This window comes from Pinirhizobacter soli (assembly GCF_015905305.1).
Lineage (GTDB): Bacteria > Pseudomonadota > Gammaproteobacteria > Xanthomonadales > Rhodanobacteraceae > Pinirhizobacter > Pinirhizobacter soli.
On the sequence record NZ_JADZLQ010000001.1, the window covers coordinates 892,708 to 910,607 of the forward strand.

17 protein-coding genes are annotated in these 17,900 nt (G+C 66.3%); 13 read left to right on the forward strand and 4 right to left on the reverse strand.

The window, feature by feature from the left end; genetic code table 11:
• Positions 1–169: 169 nt before the first annotated feature.
• Entirely contained in the window at positions 170–424 is a 255-nt protein-coding gene (locus tag NDK18_RS03650) for a hypothetical protein (protein WP_250625673.1), read from the forward strand.
• 238 nt (positions 425–662) lie between these two features.
• Positions 663–2,405 carry a GGDEF domain-containing protein gene (locus NDK18_RS03655; protein WP_250625672.1) on the forward strand — a complete coding sequence of 581 codons (1,743 nt, stop codon included), beginning with the start codon at positions 663–665 and terminating at the stop codon, positions 2,403–2,405.
• Positions 2,406–2,407: 2 nt separating this feature from the next.
• Here the strand turns inward: NDK18_RS03655 and NDK18_RS03660 are convergent, their stop codons facing one another.
• The 4 genes from NDK18_RS03660 to NDK18_RS03675 all read right to left on the reverse strand — a co-directional run bounded on the left by NDK18_RS03660 (position 2,408) and on the right by NDK18_RS03675 (position 7,440).
• On the reverse strand, positions 2,408–4,672 hold the full coding sequence (locus NDK18_RS03660) for a thiamine pyrophosphate-dependent enzyme (protein ID WP_250625671.1): 2,265 nt from the start codon (positions 4,670–4,672) through the stop codon (positions 2,408–2,410).
• A gap of 133 nt (positions 4,673–4,805) precedes the next feature.
• Positions 4,806–5,303, reverse strand: coding sequence for a nucleotidyltransferase family protein (locus NDK18_RS03665; RefSeq protein ID WP_250627116.1), 498 nt, complete (start codon positions 5,301–5,303; stop codon positions 4,806–4,808).
• A gap of 19 nt (positions 5,304–5,322) precedes the next feature.
• Positions 5,323–6,492, reverse strand: coding sequence for an acyl-CoA dehydrogenase family protein (locus NDK18_RS03670; protein ID WP_250625669.1), 1,170 nt, complete (start codon positions 6,490–6,492; stop codon positions 5,323–5,325).
• A gap of 57 nt (positions 6,493–6,549) precedes the next feature.
• The gene (locus NDK18_RS03675; protein ID WP_250627117.1) at positions 6,550–7,440 is read right to left on the reverse strand and encodes an alpha/beta fold hydrolase; all 891 of its coding nucleotides are present in this window, start codon (positions 7,438–7,440) and stop codon (positions 6,550–6,552) included.
• A gap of 215 nt (positions 7,441–7,655) precedes the next feature.
• On the opposite strand from NDK18_RS03675, the gene NDK18_RS03680 reads away from it, so the two are divergent.
• From NDK18_RS03680 to yccS, 11 genes are all read left to right on the forward strand, one after another.
• The gene (locus tag NDK18_RS03680; protein ID WP_250625667.1) at positions 7,656–8,759 is read left to right on the forward strand and encodes a Glu/Leu/Phe/Val dehydrogenase dimerization domain-containing protein; all 1,104 of its coding nucleotides are present in this window, start codon (positions 7,656–7,658) and stop codon (positions 8,757–8,759) included.
• A 304-nt stretch (positions 8,760–9,063) separates the two neighbouring features.
• Positions 9,064–9,333 (forward strand): acyl carrier protein, encoded by a 270-nt coding sequence (locus NDK18_RS03685; RefSeq protein WP_250625666.1) that lies wholly within the window; start codon positions 9,064–9,066, stop codon positions 9,331–9,333.
• Between the two features lie 12 nt (positions 9,334–9,345).
• Positions 9,346–10,122 (forward strand): glycosyltransferase family 2 protein, encoded by a 777-nt coding sequence (locus NDK18_RS03690; RefSeq protein WP_250627118.1) that lies wholly within the window; start codon positions 9,346–9,348, stop codon positions 10,120–10,122.
• Positions 10,119–11,342 (forward strand): beta-ketoacyl-ACP synthase, encoded by a 1,224-nt coding sequence (locus NDK18_RS03695; protein WP_250627119.1) that lies wholly within the window; start codon positions 10,119–10,121, stop codon positions 11,340–11,342. Before NDK18_RS03690 ends, NDK18_RS03695 begins: the two co-directional genes overlap by 4 nt.
• Entirely contained in the window at positions 11,342–12,541 is a 1,200-nt protein-coding gene (locus NDK18_RS03700) for a beta-ketoacyl-[acyl-carrier-protein] synthase family protein (RefSeq protein ID WP_250627120.1), read from the forward strand. The genes NDK18_RS03695 and NDK18_RS03700 overlap by 1 nt, the downstream gene beginning before the upstream one ends.
• Positions 12,538–13,323, forward strand: a complete 786-nt coding sequence (locus NDK18_RS03705) for a lysophospholipid acyltransferase family protein (protein ID WP_343219675.1) — start codon at positions 12,538–12,540, stop codon at positions 13,321–13,323. Before NDK18_RS03700 ends, NDK18_RS03705 begins: the two co-directional genes overlap by 4 nt.
• Entirely contained in the window at positions 13,320–13,997 is a 678-nt protein-coding gene (locus NDK18_RS03710; RefSeq protein WP_250625662.1) for a 3-hydroxyacyl-ACP dehydratase FabZ family protein, read from the forward strand. Before NDK18_RS03705 ends, NDK18_RS03710 begins: the two co-directional genes overlap by 4 nt.
• Positions 13,987–14,442 carry an acyl-CoA thioesterase gene (locus NDK18_RS03715; protein ID WP_250627121.1) on the forward strand — a complete coding sequence of 152 codons (456 nt, stop codon included), beginning with the start codon at positions 13,987–13,989 and terminating at the stop codon, positions 14,440–14,442. Before NDK18_RS03710 ends, NDK18_RS03715 begins: the two co-directional genes overlap by 11 nt.
• Positions 14,439–14,915, forward strand: coding sequence for a hotdog family protein (locus NDK18_RS03720; RefSeq protein ID WP_250625660.1), 477 nt, complete (start codon positions 14,439–14,441; stop codon positions 14,913–14,915). The genes NDK18_RS03715 and NDK18_RS03720 overlap by 4 nt, the downstream gene beginning before the upstream one ends.
• Positions 14,912–15,640: a 3-oxoacyl-ACP reductase FabG gene (gene fabG, locus NDK18_RS03725; RefSeq protein WP_250627122.1), complete on the forward strand. Its 729-nt coding sequence runs from the start codon at positions 14,912–14,914 to the stop codon at positions 15,638–15,640. The genes NDK18_RS03720 and fabG overlap by 4 nt, the downstream gene beginning before the upstream one ends.
• A gap of 53 nt (positions 15,641–15,693) precedes the next feature.
• Positions 15,694–17,823 carry a YccS family putative transporter gene (gene yccS, locus NDK18_RS03730; protein WP_250627123.1) on the forward strand — a complete coding sequence of 710 codons (2,130 nt, stop codon included), beginning with the start codon at positions 15,694–15,696 and terminating at the stop codon, positions 17,821–17,823.
• Positions 17,824–17,900: the final 77 nt, after the last annotated feature.

Below are 17,900 nucleotides of genomic sequence, written 5' to 3' on the forward strand. Positions count from 1 at the left end.
CAACCGGCTTGCGCGCGGTCATGGCCCCCTGTAAACAGCGGCCCCCATTGCTGGCCCAACCCCTGCGGCCGACCATATCGGGGCTACCGTTGTGTGGCAATGGCAGGACATGCCCGGCCGAAGAATCGGCCGAATTTGCACATAGGTCGCTCCCGCTACACTACCGGCCATGCAATCGCCCCGCAAACCCGGACAGGCCCGCGCCGTCCAGTACATCGCCCTGGCCCGCAGCACCCTGGTCACCCTGCTGGGGCTGATGCTGGTATTCCGTGCCGTGGCCTCGCCGGATCCCACCTGGCGTGTGGCCGGGAGCGCCCTTGCTTTCGCCCTGGTCCTGCTGGGCACCCTGATGGGCGCCCGGGCGATGCGCCGCCTTCAACAACTTCGCGCCGGGACCGGTCCGGGAAATACACCCGGCACCTAATCGGCACTGGCGCAAGATGCTGCAACTCCTTAAGTACACGGGAGTTCTGCCGATAATACAGATAAGTTCTCAATATCAGCATGCTAGTTTGTGATCAAAATCACAGACTTTTGTATCTTTTCCTGCACGCGCGGGCACAATAGTCACGACGGGTCACACGGGGGCGCCACGGGGGAACGGGGCGCCTTGGACATTCGCATCGGCGCGGGCATCCGTGGCGGGCACAGGCGGGAAAAACGTGAAGCGGAAGAGCAGGCGGATCGCTCCGGGCTGGCAGTGGCGTCGCATCTGGTTTGCGATGCTGCTGTTGTGCGCCGGATTCGACGCCCTGCACGCCCAGGAGCTCAGTGGCGCGTGGCGGGAAGTACGTCCCGGAGACACGCCCGAGCAAGTGATTTCCGAGTTCCGCGAAGGCCACCTGCTGCCGTTTTCGCCCTCGCGACTGCAGTTATTCCCCACCCAGCGCGATGGCGCCTGGGTCGTGTTGCAGATGCAGCCACCCTATATCGCCGACGACCGTGTGCTGCACGTGGACACGCCGCCAGCTGGAGCGGTCAGCTTTTACCCCGGCGGGCGCGCACCTGTGCGCATGGCCATGGACGACTTCTCCAATGTGGTCCACGGCCACGGGCGCCTGGCCTTCGCCTTCACCGCCGGGCAACGGGCGGCCGACCCGATCCTGCTGAAGTTCGAACCGGCGCGAAGCATGCCCGCCCCGGTGACCTTCCGCATGCAGTCCTGGCCCGACTACCTCGATACCGATGCCGGCTGGCTGGTGTTCGCCACCAGCTGTTTCGCGGTGATGCTGGCCATGGCGGCGATGGCGCTGTGTTTCGCGCTGATGCTTCGCGACATGCTGTTCGCCTGGTATGCCGGTTACCTCATCTGTTACGTGCTGATCCAGGCCACCCAGACCGGTTTCATCTACCACCCGCTGGAACTGCAATTCCTCTCGGGGCTGGGCGCGGTGATCGCGGGAGCCACGGTGGCGGTCTCGGTGAGTTTCGCCGCGATCTTCCTGCTGCGTTTTGCCGAGATCCGGCAATACGTGCCCCTGCTGCGCGTGCCGATCCTCGCCCTGGCCTTTGGCATGCCCCTGGTGGCCCTGGCCCGGTTGACCGGCATCGAAGCACTGATGAGCAGCAGCCAGCTGCTGACAGGACCGTTGCTGATCCTGGGCTCTGCCCTGCTGCTGTTGGCCTCGGTGATCGCAGCCGTACGCGGATCGCGCTATGCCTGGTTCTTCCTTGTCGGGTGGACGCCGTTGCTGGCGCTGACGTCGCTGCGCGCCATCCAGGTCAGCGGGTTGCTGGCCGACGCCTTCTGGCTGTCCGACGCGCCGCTGGTCGCCGGGGCCTTCGAGGCGGTGGTGCTGTCCGTGGGCCTCGCCGACCGTGCGTTGATCCTGCGCCGCGACCGCGACCGCGCCCAGGTGCTGGCCGACAACGACGCGCTGACCGGGGTGCTCAACCGCCGCGCGTGGAACGAGGGCGCCGATGCGCTGCTGGCTTCCAGCCCGCCGCGGCCATTGAGCGTGCTGTTCCTGGACCTTGATCACTTCAAGGAATTGAACGACTGCCAGGGCCATGCCGCCGGCGACCGTGCACTGATCGCCGTGGCCGATGCCCTGCGGGCGGAATTGCGCCCCGGCGACCTGCTGGGACGTTACGGCGGCGAAGAATTCGTAGCGCTGCTCGACGGCGTGGACGCCGACAACGCGGTGCATGTGGCGGTGCGGCTGTGCCGGCGCGTGCATCGACTGGAATTGAACGTGGGCACCAGCGGCAACCTGCTGACGGTGAGCATTGGCGTGGCCATGCGCAACGCCAGCGACAGTGTCGACGACCTGATCGAACGCGCGGACGCGGCGATGTATGCCGCCAAGCTTGCCGGGCGCAACCGCGTGATGCTTGAAACGCAGCTGCGCCCAGGCGCCAACCGCCGCCGGCCGACCACGCAGCGCACCGCGCAGTCGGAATAAGCTTAAGCCAGCTCTCCGGCGGCGGCCACGATGTCCGCTTCGCCCGGCAGTACCAGCAAGGCAGCGCCGGCCAGCGGGGTGAACGTATCGGCACCGACCACGCGGCGAAGCGGCGTGGCCCCGAAACCGCCCTCGACGATGGCCGTGATCACGCCCTCCCCCACGCCAGCGCTGCGACGGCCTTCGTCGACCACGATGATGCGCCGGGCGCTGGCCGCCTGTGCGGCGATGAAGGCGTTGTTGAGCGGAGCGAGCCAACGCAGATCCACCACGCGGACCTTCCAGCCGTGCGCGGCCTCGATGTCCCGGGCGGCACGAAGGCTCATCGGTACGCCATTGCCGAAGGTGAAGATCACAAGATCCTCGTGGGCCGGGTCGTAGACGCGGCCCTCGCCCAGTTCAAGGGCGTGACCTTCCGGCGGATAGGCGAACTGCCAGCCACCGTCACCGGGCTGGTAAAGATCCTTGGTCATGTACAGGGCGATCGGCTCCAGGTACGCGCACACGCGTCCATCCACGCGGGCAAGCGCGGCAAGGGTGCGGAGCATGGCCACGGCATCGTCGCCACGGCTGGGACAACCCACCACCAGGCCCGGGATATCACGCAGTGCCGCAATGGAGTTGTCGTTGTGGAAATGGCCGCCGAAGCCCTTCTGGTAGCCGAGCGAGGCCACGCGCATGAGGATCGGGTTGCGGAACTGGTCGTTGGAGAAGAACTGCAGCGAAGCAGCCTCCCCGCGGATCTGGTCGCAGGCATTGTGGAAGTAGGCCAGGTACTGGATCTCGGGGATCGGCAGCATGCCCATGTTGGCGTAACCCTGGGCCAGGCCAAGGATCATGGTTTCATCAAGCAGGGTGTTGAAAACCCGCGCGTTGCGAAACGCCTTGTGCAAGCCTTTGGTCACCGTGTACACACCACCCTTCTGCGCCACGTCCTCGCCGAACAGCAGGCTTTCGGGGTACTTCGCCATCAGTTCGTGCAGGGCCTGGTTGATCAAGATGGCCAGGTGCCTGGGCGGTTGCGCCTCGGGCAACTTCGCAGTGCCCCCGAAGGCGGCCTCGCGGCGTTGCGGGTCCGCCGCGCGTGTCGCCTCGGCGCGCACCGCGTCGGGCGAATAAGGCGCCAGCGGTGCCATCACCTGGGCTAGGCTGCCGATCTTCGGCCGGCGATCGGCTTCCTCGGCAGCGGCGAAACAACGCTTGCGAATCGCTTCGTAGAAGTCGATCAGGCCCGCACGATCGAACAGTCCCGACTCCAGCGCGATGGCTGCCGAACGAAGCAGCGGATCGGTGGCTTCCAGCGCATAAAGTTCTTCCACCGACCGCCATTCGATCTCGAAGTCGGTACCGGCGTGGCCCATCACGCGGGTAGTCTTAAGGTGCAAGAATGTGGGGCGGCGCGTGCGACGGCAATGTTCCACCGCACGCTCGACGTCGGCGTAGCCAGATGCCAGGTCCAGGCCGTCGGCCTGGAAATAATCCAGGTTGGCGCGATGCTGGAAGTTGCTTTCCACCCAGCCACCCGGCGTCTTCACCGAGATGCCGATGCCATTGTCCTCACAGACGAAAAGCACCGGCGCGGGAAGCTTCTGGTAGGCCGTCCAGGCCGCGGTGTTGAAAGCGGTCTGCGCCGTGGCGTGGTTGCTGGACGCATCGCCGAACGAGCAGATGGCAATCGAATCGTCGGGGATCGGCAAGGCATGGCCGATGCGCCGCGCCTGCTCGATGGCCACTGCCGTACCCAAGGCCTTGGGCAGGTGCGAGGCGATGGTGGATGTTTGCGGCAACACCCACAGCGGTTTGCTGCCCCACACCTTGTGCCGGCCACCGGAGGCCGGATCGTCGCTGCTGGCGGCAAAGGACAATGCCGAATCCATCACCGGATCCATGCCCGGAAGCTTGCGGAAACGTTCGGCCATGAAACCGCCGCTGCGGTAATGCAGGAAGGCTGGATCGGTATGGCGCGTGAGCCGCGCCACCATCGCATTGCCTTCGTGGCCGGACGATCCGATGGTGTAGAACACCTTGTCTTTCACGCGCAGTACCCGGGCCATGAGGTCGAGGTGGCGCGAGATGAGCTGCGATTCGAACAGATCCAGGAAACCGCGTGCGCTCAGCCGGCTACCGGGCAGTACCGGGTCGTCGTCATGCGGCACCTGACACACATCGCCATCGAATTGCTGCACGTACTCGGCGAAGTTCGCGTCAACGATTTCGGCGCGGTTGAAACCCTTGTGGCGGGCGGGAATGACAAACTCGGTGGCCATCTTATGCTTCTTGTTCAGGCGTGTTGGCGCATGGAAGTGTAGCCAGGCTGCGCCGCGACGCGGTCGAGCTGGTCAAGCAGCAACTGCAGCTTGTAGCAGTTTCCGGACGTGCGGTTGCCGTACACGGTAAACATCAGTGGGCTTCCTGGCGAATACTGAGGAGGGCCGCTCGGGCGAGGTCTTTCTCGCGGCCGAATGAGCGCAGGATGCGCACCTGTTCGGCGCGCGTGGGAATCATCACGGCGTGGCCGAGCACATCCACCGGCGTCACGTTCCGCGCACGCACCGGTTGCCACCCGGTGCCGTCGACATGCAGCTCGAGCCCGCCCATGATTTCCACGCGCCAGGGCTCGAAGGCAAAACGTCCGTACCGCGAACGGAACAGGTCGCTCACATCCGACGGCACCACCGGCAGGCGCTGGGAAGCCCAGCATGCCAGCAAGGTATCGGCATCGCGCACGCTGGTCATGACGTCGATGTCGGCGACCTCGACGTCGGCACCCACCAGCCACGCGGCGGCGCTGCCGATGATGGTCCACTTGTCGCGGCATCGCAGGTTCAGCTCGCCGGCAAGTGCAGCCAGCTGGCCGCGCAATGCTGCGTCATGGCCTGGGTCGTGCGAAGCGATCATGCCGCGGCGCTTTCGAACATCAGAATGCGTTGATGCCGGTGACCTCGCGGCCGACCACCAGCTGGTGCACCGTCTCGGTGCCTTCATAGGTGATCACCGATTCAAGGTTCAGCGCATGGCGGATGGCGGAGTGTTCGGTGGTGATGCCCGCGCCGCCCAGGATGTCGCGGCAGGTGCGCGCGATATCGATGGCCATGCGGCAGTTGTTCCACTTGGCCAGGCTCACCTGGGTCGGCTGCATCTTGCCCGCGTCCTTCAGACGACCCAGTTGCAGCGACAGCAACTGGGCGGAAGTGATCTGCCGGGCCATCTCCGCGAGCTTCAGCTGCACGGCCTGGTTGGCGGCGAGCGGACGATTGAACAGGATGCGTTCCTTCGAATACTCAAGCGCCTCGCCGAAGCATGCGATGGCGGCGCCGATCGGCCCCCAGGTGATGCCGTAGCGGGCCTGGGTGAGGCAGCCCAGCGGACCTTTGAGGCCCTTGACGTTGGGCAGGCGATTGGCGTCGGGAATGCGCACATCGTCGAAGAACAGGCCCGAGGTAACCGATGCGCGCAGCGACATCTTCTTGTGCACTTCCTGCGCCTTGAACCCTGGCGTGTCGGTGGGCACGATGAAGCCCTGGATGCCTTCCTCGGTCTGCGCCCAGACAATTGCGATGTGGGCAAGGTTGCCGTTGGTAATCCACATCTTGGCGCCGTTGATCACCCAGTCGCCACCATCCTTCTTCGCGGTGGTCTTCATGTTGGCCGGATCCGAGCCGCCGTGCGGTTCGGTCAGGCCGAAGCAGCCGATCACCTCGCCCCTGGCCATCGCGGGAAGGTACTGGCGCTTGTGCTCTTCCGAGCCATAGGCGTAGATGGGATACATGCACAGCGAGCTCTGCACCGAAGCAAAGCTGCGCAGGCCTGAATCGCCGCGCTCCAGTTCCTGGCAGATCAGCCCGTAACTCACGGCGTTCATGCCGGCGCAGCCGTATTCCTCGGGCAAGGTGGCGCCGAGCAGGCCCATCGAGGCCATCTCCGGGATCAACTCGGTCGGGAAGCGCGCCTGGTCGAAGCAGTCGCCGATGATCGGCAGCACCCGCTCGTCGGTGAAGCGGGCCACGGTGTCCTGCACCATGCGCTCTTCGTCGGTGAGCAACGAACGGATATCGAAAAGGTCGAACGGATCCAGGCGGGCGGCCATGGTCTACTCCAATGGAACGGGCAATCCGCCCATTCTAGCGGGCGGGACCCCCGAAGATCACGGTGTGGTGCGGCAAAAGTCCAGCGCGCGGGCCACCACATCAGGATCGGCAAGGATCGCGTGGTGCCCCAGGCCCAAAGTCCACAGGTGCTCGGCACCGGGCCAGAGCCGGGCATATTCCTCACCCTCGGAAAACGGCACGTCGGCATCGTCGCGGTCGTGGATCACCAGGACCGGCTGGGCCAGCGATGGCAGCAGCGGTGCGGCCTGCAGGTCGGCGATCGGAACGCCGGTGCGCTCGGTGAGCTGTGCATGCAGCGGCTCGCGCAGGCGCGGATGCAGCCGAACGAGGTCCGCGAAGCGCGCCACGGCGGCCACCGGGTCGATCGAAGGCGAGATCAGCACCGCCCGGCGCGCGGCCAGGCCCTGGGACAGCGCCAGGCTTACTGCCGCCCCGCCCAGGGAGTGCCCGACCACGGCCGCCGCCTCGCCAAAATGCTGGCCGACGCCGCGCAAGGTGGCGATGAATTCCGGCAGCGTCACCAGGTGGCCACCGCTGTGTCCATGGGAGGGCTGGTCGAACGCCACCGCGGCCATGCCCGCCTCGCGCAGGGCCAGCGCCCAGGGCTCAAAACGTAGGCCAAAGCTGGACCAACCGTGGGAAAACAGCACGAACGGCTGGCGTACCGGGTCGCCCCAGGTGTAGGTCGCCACTTGCACGCCATCCACAGTGATGTCGCGGCGGACGGCCTGGCTATCCGGGGCGGCAGCGCGTGCCCGGGTGCGGCTGCTGGCAAACGGGGTGCAAAACAGCCGTGCGGCATGGCGCAGGGTATTGCCCGGGGCGAAACGGCTGCCCAGCGTATAGCGGGCGCGCACGGCAGCGAGCTTGACCAGGAAGCCAGGCCCGACACGGCGGGTCTTGCGGGATGTCGGATGGGGAGTCATGGCGGCGAAAGATACCACCGGCTCCGGGCCGTGCTGCGCCGCAATGAGCGCCGCCCTCGCCAAGGGGCTAGAATACGCCGCTGATGACCGCCCAAGACCCACCTTGCGCGGTCTTTTTTTAGTCTTATCAACCACCTGGCCGCCGAATTTATAACGGCCATCATCCGCGGGACGCCCATCCCCATGGCGTCCTGGCCACTGGAGTTCGAAGTTCGATGATTTTTGAGACCATCGCCAATACAGGCCACGAGGAAGTCGTCTTCTGCCACAGCAAGGACGCGGGCCTGAAGGCCATCATTGCCATCCACAACACGGTCCTCGGACCGGCGCTTGGCGGCTTGCGCATGTGGCCTTACAAGAGCGAGCAGGATGCGATCAACGACGTGCTGCGCCTGTCGCGCGGCATGACCTACAAGAACGCGGTGGCCGGCCTGAACCTGGGCGGCGGCAAGGCGGTGATCATTGGCGATCCGTCGAAGGACAAGTCCGAAGTGCTGTTCCGCGCCTTCGGCCGCTTCGTCAATTCGCTCAACGGCCGGTACATCACCGCCGAGGACGTCGGCATCGACGTCAACGACATGGAACACGTGTTCCGTGAAACCGAATACGTCACCGGCGTGCACCAGGTGCACGGCGGCTCGGGCGACCCCTCACCCTTCACCGCCTACGGCACGTTGCAGGGCCTGATGGCCGCGCTGCAGTTCAAGCACGGCAACGAAGACGTGGGCAAGTACAGCTACGCGGTGCAAGGCGCCGGCCACGTCGGCTCGGAGTTCATCAAGCTGCTGCGCGAGCAGGGCGCGAAGGTGTTCGTCACCGACATCAACAAGGATGCGGTGCAGCGCTGCGTGGACGAACTGGGCTGCGAAGCGGTGGGCCTGGACGAAATCTACGACGTCGACGCCGACGTCTACAGCCCTTGCGCCCTGGGCGGCACGGTGAACGAGCAGACCATCGACCGCATCAAGGCCAAGATCATCTGCGGTGCGGCCAACAACCAGCTTGCCACCGACGCCATCGGCGATGAGCTTTCACGCCGTGGCGTGGTGTATGCCCCGGATTACGCCGTGAACGCCGGCGGCGTGATGAACGTCTCGCTGGAAATCGACGGCTACAACCGCGAGCGCGCCATGCGCATGATGCGCACCATCTACTACAACGTGGGCCGCATCTTCGAGATCGCCCAGCGCGACGGCATCCCCACCTACAAGGCGGCCGACCGCATGGCCGAGGAGCGCATCGGCATCATCGGCAAGATGCGCCTGCCCCACATGGGCAATGGTGCGCCGCGCTTCCAGGGCCGCATGCGCGGCCAGTAAGGCAGGCACGCCCCCGCGTTGAACCTACCGCCGGGCATGCCCGGCGGTTTTTTTTGCGATCCAGGCGCACTTTCACGACCCGGGCGAAGCAACCTGCTATACTGTTACCGTCATTCGCGCAAGCTGTAAGTAACTGCTTATTCGGATGTTTTCGACCAGGGGGCCCGCACGGCGGGTGCGGTACACAACCAGCAACTTTCGATCACGACATGCAGCTTTCTTTAGCGTCGTCGTCCTCGCATGGTGATCCATCGGGCGATGTGGGCCAGGAAAGAAAATGTAACGACGGAAGGGAATACCGAGCATGAGCACGATCCCGGCAGAAGCCCTCAGCAACGACGACATCCTGGCCCGGCTGAAGGATGTCCTGCACGAAACCTTCGAGATCGATCCGGCGAAGGTCACGCCCGAGGCGCATCTGTTCACTGACCTGGAACTGGACAGCATCGATGCCATCGACCTTGCCATCCAGGTCCAGGACATGACCGGCGCGCGCATCAAGCCCGAGGACTTCAAGAGCGTGCGTACGGTCGGCGACGTCGTCGCCACGGTTCGCGCGCTGATCGAGCGCTGAGCAACCGGTGTGATGTCGCCAGCAGAGCGCGTCGACGCGCCAGCCTTCGCTCCCTGCGCCGTGGTACCGATCTACAACCACAAGGACACCATCGCCGCAACGGTACGTTCGTTGCGTGGCCACGGCCTTGATGTTGTCGTGGTGGACGACGGCAGCAACCAGGCCACGCGCGAGGTGCTCGATGAGCTTGCCCGGCAAACGCCCGGCATGCGCCTGATCCGCCTGCCAGGCAACCAGGGCAAGGGCCGCGCGCTCTCCGCGGGCCTGCTCGCGGCGCGTGAATCAGGCTTCACCCATGCCTTGCAGATCGACGCCGACGGCCAGCACGACGTCGCCGACGTGCCGCGCTTCCTTGCCGCCGCCCGCGCCGCGCCCGAGGCGATGATCTGTGGGCGCCCGGTGTACGACGACTCGGTCCCGCGCGCACGGCTCTACGGCCGTTATCTCACGCACGCCTTTGTCTGGCTGGAAACACTCTCCTTCCAGATCCAGGACTCGATGTGCGGCTTCCGCCTGTACCCACTGGGTGAAACCTGTGCCGAGATCGCCCGTGCGCCGTTCCCCTCGCGCATGGACTTCGATACGGAAGCCGCGGTGCGCCTGTTCTGGCGTGGCGTGCCGGTGCATAACCTGCCCACCCGGGTGATCTATCCGGAGAACGGCCTGTCGCACTTTCGCATGTGGCGCGACAACGTCCGTATCACCGCCATGCACACCCGCCTGGTGCTGGGCATGCTGCCCCGTGCGCCACGGCTGATCTGGCGCGCCGCGCACAGGAAAGCGGCATGAAGCGCGTGGTCGTTACCGGCATCGGCGGCATCACGCCACTGGGATCGGACTGGACCACCATCGCCGCCCGCCTGCACGAGGGCCGCAATGCCGTGCGGCGCATGCACGAGTGGGACTTCTTCGATGCCCTGAACGGACGGCTGGGCTGCCCGGTCGATGATTTCGTCGTGCCGGATTGGCCGCGCCGGCACCTGCGTTCGATGGGCCGCGTGTCGCAACTGGCCGTGGCTGCCAGTGAAAAAGCGCTCGCTGATGCGGGCCTGCTGGGCGATCCTTCCATCGCCGACGGCCGCATGGGCGTGGCCTATGGTTCCTCAGGCGGCAGCATCGATCCGGCGCGCACGATCGGCCGGATGCTCGAAACCGGCTCCATGCAGGGCGTGACGGCCACCAGCTACATCCAGATGATGGCGCACACCACGGCCGTGAACGTGGGTGTGTTCTTCGGCCTGAAGGGCCGCATCATCCCGACCTCCAGCGCATGCACCTCGGGCAGCCAGGCCATCGGCTTCGGCTACGAGGCCATCGTCCACGGCAAGCAGCGCCTGATGCTCTGCGGCGGGGCGGAAGAACTCTCAGGTCCCGGCGCTGCGGTGTTCGATACCTTGTTCGCCACCAGTACGCGCAACGATACGCCGGCGCTTACGCCGCGGCCGTTCGACCGCGCGCGCGACGGCCTGGTGGTCGGCGAAGGCGCAACCACTTTGTTGCTGGAAGAACGCGACCACGCCCTGGCGCGCGGCGCGCGCATCCATGCGGAGGTCGTCGGTTTCGGTTGCAACTCCGATGGGCAGCACATTACCCAGCCCACGCGCGAGACGATGGCGGTGGCGATGCAGATGGCACTGGCCGAGGCCTCGCTCACTGCCGGTGCCATCGGCTATGTCAGTGCGCACGGCACCGCAACCGACCGCGGCGACGTGGCCGAAAGCCACGCCACGGCCAGCGTGCTCGGCGAGAACGTGCCGGTCAGTTCGATGAAAAGTTATGTCGGCCATACCCTGGGTGCCTGCGGCGCGCTGGAATCGTGGTGGGCGATCCAGATGATGCGTGAAGGCTGGTTCGCGCCCACCATCAACCTCGACGACCCCGACCCCGAGTGCGCGGCCCTGGACTACATCCGCGGCCAGGCGCGCCTCATCGACACCGAGTACGTGATGAACAACAACTTCGCGTTCGGTGGCATCAACACCTCGCTGATCTTCAGGAAGCACCCCTGATGAACCGGGTGGTGGTCACCGGCATGGGTGCCGTCTCGTGCCTTGGCATCGGTCGGCGCGTCTTCTTCGATGCCCTGCTGGCCGGCCGTAGCGGCATCGGCAAGGTCGCGGCGTTCTCGGAACTTGGCATGACCTGCTGCACCGGCGCCGCAGTGGATGCCACGGGCCTGCCGGAGCTTCCGCGCAAACTCCGGCGCTTCCTGTCCACGCCGGCCACCTACGCCTGGCACGCCATGCGCGAAGCCATCGACGAAGCGAAACTGGAACCTGCCAGCCTTGCCAGCCGGCGCTGCGGCGTGGTCATGGGCGGCAACGCCGCGCTGAGTGAGCACGAGGCAGCCCTGGCCCAATACCACGCCCGCGGCATTGGCAGGCTCTCGCCCTTCATCGTGCCGCGCTGCATGACCAGTGCCCTGCCCGCCAGCCTTGCGCACGCCTTCGGCATCGGTGGCCGCAGCACGCTGGTCAGCGCCGCCTGTGCCAGCGCCGCGCATGCCATCGGCCAGGCCATGGAACTGCTGCAGGCCGGCCGCCAGGACGTGGTCATCTGTGGCGGGGCCGAGGAACTGGACCCAAAATCGGCCATGGGCTTCGACACCATGGGTGCATTGTCCGTCACCGGTATTTCCCGGCCCTGGGATACGCGGCGCGACGGCTTCGTGCTGGGCGAAGGCGCCGGTGTGCTGGTGCTGGAGACACTCGACCACGCCCGGGCGCGGGGTGCCGTCATCCTGGCCGAAGTCACAGGCTACGGCGCAGCTACCGACCCGCACGACATGGTCGCCCCGGATGTCGACGGTATCGTCGAGGCCATGCACCAGGCGATCGAGCAGGCGCGTGTCTTCCCGGGTTACATCAACGCGCATGCCTGCTCCACCGAACAAGGCGATGCCATGGAATGGCGGGCCATCGAGCGCGTCGCCGCCAGGCACGGCCGCGCAGTGCCGCCGGTGTCCAGCATCAAGGCCGCGATCGGCCACGCTCCCGGGGCATCGGGTGCCTTCGACGCCATTGCCTCGATCGCGATGCTTGATGCCCAGGTGGTGGTGGGTGCGGCGGTGGACATGCCCGATGCGATATTCGCCGAAGCCCCGATCGTCTTCGCCAAAAAAGCGCTGGTCTTCGACCACGTACTCTCCAACAGTTTCGGTTTTGGCGGAAGCTGCGCCAGCCTGATGTTCGCCCGCGCCGCCGCATGATCGCCATGGCCGCCCCGGACCGTCGCACCGACGCCTGGGCGTGGCGATTCGTCGGCACCGCACTCAGTTTCGCCTTGTTCGGCATCGGCGGCATCGTGCTGCGCGTGCTGGTGCTGCCGGTGCTGTGCCACTGGCCGGGTGTGGCCGAGGCACGGCGCTTGCGCGCGCGGCGTGCGATTCAAAAGGCATTCTGGGCCCACGTGCGGTTCATGGCCCGCACGGGCGTCCTCGACTATCGGTTCGAAGGCGTCGAGCGACTCGGCCGCCCGGGCCAGGTAATCATCGCCAACCATCCTTCGCTGATCGACGTGGTGTTCCTGATCGGCCACGTCCGCGACGCCAATTGCGTGGTCAAGCACAAGCTTTGGAAGAACCCATGCATGCATGGACCGATCGTCACTGCGCAGTACATCAGCAACGACGGCAGCGCGCAGATGCTGGACACCGCCGCCGAGGTGCTGCAACGGGGCGAGACGCTGATCGTCTTCCCCGAAGGCACGCGCACCACGCCTGGGCAGCCGCCGGAGTTCCACCGTGGCGCCGCCGCGATCGCCCTGCGCGGCGCACGCATCGTCACGCCGGTGTATATCTCGGTAACACCCACCACCCTGACCAAGGCGGAGCCGTGGTATCGCATCCCCCTGCGCCGGCCCTGCTTCAGCCTGCGCGTGGGCGAGGACATCGATCCTGCCGTGTTCCGCGACGCAGCGCCGATGCCGATCGCCTCGCGCCGGTTGAACGAGCATCTGCACCGGTTGTACCAGCGGGAGCTTGGCTTGTGACGCTGCATGAAGGCCAGGCGCGAGACCGCCATGCCGATGTGGCTGCGTGCATGCGCACCCATCCGTGGGTCGCAGAGGCCCGGACCTCGGGCTCCCAGGCGCCACGACCAGGCCTCGCCATATGGTTGAACGACCGCGGCATCGCGCACCTGTTGCAGCACGGCCGCGCGGATCTGCTTGCCCTGTTCGACGCGCACCGCGCAGCCAATGGACCATGGCCCGAAGGCGAGCCTTGCGCCTGGCGATTGTTCGACCAGGATTTCCCCATGCCTAAAGGCTCGTCACTGGACGAGGAAATCGCCCGGCCGCCGCCCCGCGAACCGCTGCTGCTGGGCGAACACGCCACGCCCTCCGGCCATGTATTCGAACTGAAACTGCCGCTGGACCTGGCCCTGTTCGACGACCATTTCCGCTCAGCGCCGGTGGTGCCTGGCGTGATGCAGGTGGCGTGGGCGCTCGCCTTCGCCGCCCGGCATTACGGTCCGATGGCCTGCGGCACGATGGACGCGGTGAAATTCCGCCGGCTGGTTCGTCCGGGCGATCGCCTGCAGCTTGAGGTGACGCACGAGGCCGCACGAGGCCACCTGAACTTCACCGTCCGCATCGGCGGCGTCCTGTGTTCGTCGGCGCGGCTGCACGTGGTGCCCACTGAAGGCGCCGACCATGCGGGCTAGCGGTGTGCTTCGGGTCGAGATACCCGTGGAGGTGCCTTTCTTCGATGTCGATTCGATGGACGTGGTGTGGCACGGCCACTACGTGAAATACCTGGAACTGGCCCGTTGCGCATTGCTCGAACGGATCGGCCACGACTACCGCCAGATGAAGGCCTCCGGTTACCTATGGCCAATCGTCGACCTGCAGCTTCGCTATGTGCGTGCGGCCCGTTTCGGCCAGCGGCTGATCGTACGCGCCGACCTGGTCGAGTGGCGCAACCGTTTGAAGGTGCACTACCGCGTGCTCGACGCCGAAACGGGCGAGCGCATCACCCTCGCCAGCACCGTGCAGGTGGCGGTGACGGCATCCTCAGGCGAACTGCAACTGGAATCGCCGGCGGTTTTCGTCGAAGCGGTGGAGCGCGCCCTGGTTGCGGCCCGCGGCAACGAAGGCACGCCAGAATGAACCACTGGAGCATCGCCGACCTCGTCCCGCACACCGGGGCCATGGTGCTGCTGGACGAACTCCTGGATTTCGGCACCGACCATGTCGCCTGCGCCCTGACCGTGCGTGAAGGCGCGATGTTCGTCGATGCCCGCTCGGGCTTTCCCGCCTGGGCTGGCATCGAACTGATGGCACAGGCCATCGCCGTCTGGAATGGCTGTACGGCGCGCACGCAGGGCGAAGACGTGCGGGTGGGGTTCCTGCTGGGCACGCGAAGCTACCGTTGCACGGCGGTGAGCTTTCCCATCGGGGCGAAGCTGCGCGTGCTGGCCGAGCGTAGCTTCAACGACCCGGAAGGCATGGCCGCCTTCAACTGCTCGATCGAACACGGCCACACGCTGGCGCAGGCGCGCCTGACGGTATTCAGCCCTCCCGACGCGGCGGCGCTATTGTCACCGGACCATCCGCTCCTTGAACCCGGGCATTCATCATGACGCAAACCATCCTGGTCACCGGCTCCAGTCGTGGCATCGGCCGCGCAATCGCGCTACGCCTGGCCGAGGCCGGCCATGACATCGTCGTTCATTGCCGTTCACGCCAAGACGAAGCACTCGCCGTCCAGGCACAGATACATGCCCTGGGGTGCACCGCGCGCGTACTTCAGTTCGATATCGCCGACCGCGCCGCCACGGCCGCGGCACTGGAAGCCGACATCGCAGGCCATGGCGCCTATTACGGCGTGGTGTGCAATGCCGGCCTCACCCGTGATGGCGCCTTCCCCGCCTTGAGCGGCGAGGACTGGGACAATGTGCTGCGAACCAACCTCGATGGTTTTTACAACGTGCTGCACCCCCTGGTGATGCCGATGATCCGCCGTCGCGCACCGGGGCGCATCGTCTGCATCACTTCCGTGTCGGGCATCATCGGCAACCGCGGCCAGGTCAACTACAGCGCGTCCAAGGCCGGCGTGATCGGCGCGGCCAAGGCCCTGGCGGTGGAGCTGGCCAAACGGCAGATCACCGTGAACTGCGTGGCGCCCGGGCTGATCGACACCGACATGGTGGACGGCGAGGTTCCGATGGAAGCGATCCTGGCGATGATCCCGATGCAGCGGGTGGGCACTCCGGACGAAGTGGCCAGCGCCGTGCGCTTCCTGATGGGGCCCGATGCGGGATACATCACCCGCCAGGTGATCGCGGTCAACGGCGGTCTTTGCTGAAAGAATATCTGCTGTTGCGGCGGCGGACCCAGGCCCTGCGCTAGGCTTGGGCTATGCCGACAACCTTGCGACAACGTCTAGCCGCGCTGACTGAATCGGACCGGACCGCCGACGTCGTCCGCGTCCTGCTGGCGCTTATCGGCGTGCTGGCGTGGTGCGTGGCGCGCAATGAACATGCAGGCACGGTCCCAGCGATGCTTGGCGTGATCGCCTGCGCCCTGGCCGAAACCGACGATGCATGGCGCGCGCGGCTGCGCGGCCTGCTGGTTACCCTGGCCTGCTTCGCGGTGGCAGCAGTCACGGTGCGGCAAACCATTGCCCTGCCCTGGCTGTTCGCCCTTGCCCTGCCCGCGGGAACGTTCGTATTGGTCATGCTCGGCGCGGTCAGTGGCCGCTACGCCACGATCGCCGCGGCTACGTTGATCCTTTCGGTATACACGATGATCGCGTCCGATCCGTCGCAGGCCACGGGCGGCCCGTGGCTCGTCACGATGGCGATGCTGCTCGGCGCCGCCTGGTATGGCCTGCTGTCGCTCACCTGGAGCGCGCTTGCGCCGCAGCGGGCATTGCGCCTGTCATTGGCGCGGCTATTTGAAGCACTGGCCGCGCAGCTGGACGTCAAGGCGGCACTGTTCGAACCGGTCAGGGACCTGGACCGTAGCGCGCTCGACATCCAGCTGGCCTCGCTATCGGCGCGGACGGTGGATGCGTTGAACGAGACACGCACGGCCCTGCTCGACCGCCTCGGCCGCCGCCAGCCGAGGGGCCGCATGGCCGCGCGGCTGCGGTTGTACTTCGCAGCCCAGGATATCCACGAGCGCATCAGTTCCTCGCACTACCCCTACGAGAAACTGGCCGACGCGCTATTCCATAGCGACATCATGTTCCGCTTCGGCCGACTGATCCGCCTGCAGGCCATGGCCTGTCGTGCCCGCGCGGACGAGATCCGGCGTACCTTGCCGCCCGGCTCCCTCGCCTTGCCGCGGCATGCGCTGGAAGACGTGCGCAGCGCCGTGCAGCTCGGCGCCGGCACGCGCGATGCAAGCATCGATGAAGCCCTGTCCGGATTGCTGCGCAACGTCGAGCGCCTGCAGGAGACGCTCGCCTCGGGCAACGAGGCGGCATGGGACACCGACTACGCATTGCAGAATCCCGATCCTCCCACCTTCGGCGAAGCGTTGGCACGGATCCGGGTCCAGGTAACCCGTCGCTCGATGCGATTTCGCCATGCGGTACGGCTCTCCTTGGGCCTGCTCGCCGGCTACTTGTTGTTGCTCGCGGTGCACCCGAAGCACGGCTACTGGATCCTGCTGACCACCTTGTTCGTGTGCCAGCCCGGCTACGGCGCCACGCGGCTGCGCCTGCTGCAGCGCGTGGCCGGCACCGCGCTTGGCCTAGTGGCAGGTTGGACACTGCTGCACGTGTTGCCCGACGGCGATTGGCGCCTGCCCGTGGTGGTGGCCACCGGCGCGGGCTTCTTCGCCTTCTGGCGCAGGCGCTACACCCTGGCCACCGCCACCATCACCCTGTTCGTGCTGCTTTGCTTCGACGAACCTGGGGCAAGCTACGACGCGATCGCGCCGCGCCTGCTCGATACCCTGATGGGCGCGGCCGTCGCGGCGACGGCACTGCGTTTCATCCTGCCCGATTGGCGTGGCCGCAGCCTGCCCGATCTCATGGCCGATGCTCTCGCCGCCGATGCGGCCTACCTTCGCCACATCGCCATGCAGTACACGCGTGGCCGCCATGACGACCTCCCCTACCGCGTGGCCCGCCGCGATGCGCACAACGCACTTGCTGCGCTGGCCGGATCCATCAACCAGATGCTGGCGGAACCTGCACATACCCGTCCGGCGACGGAGGCTGCGTTGCGGCTCATGACCCATTCGCAGCAAGTGCTGGCCCATTTGTCCACGCTGGGCGCGCACCGGGAAGCCCTGCCCGACGGGCCGGAAGGCGCCATGGCCCGGCGGGCGCTCGAACAGGTGGCGGACGGCTACGAGCGACTGAGCCGCCTGGCGCGCGAGGGCCAACCCCTGCCGGCGGCGGACACCGCCTGGCTCGGGTCGCTTGATGCACAAGCAAGCCAGGCTGCCGGGCTGCCGCGCCTGGTGGGCATGCAGGCCCTGTTGCTGGCGAAGGCACAAGCAGGGTTCACGGATATAGGCGCAGCATCAGGCTGACCGCACCCGTTGTGCGTTGCGCCAAGGCCCCCGCCGGCCCGCGCGCTACCATGGGTGGCTTTTCAATGTATCCAGGA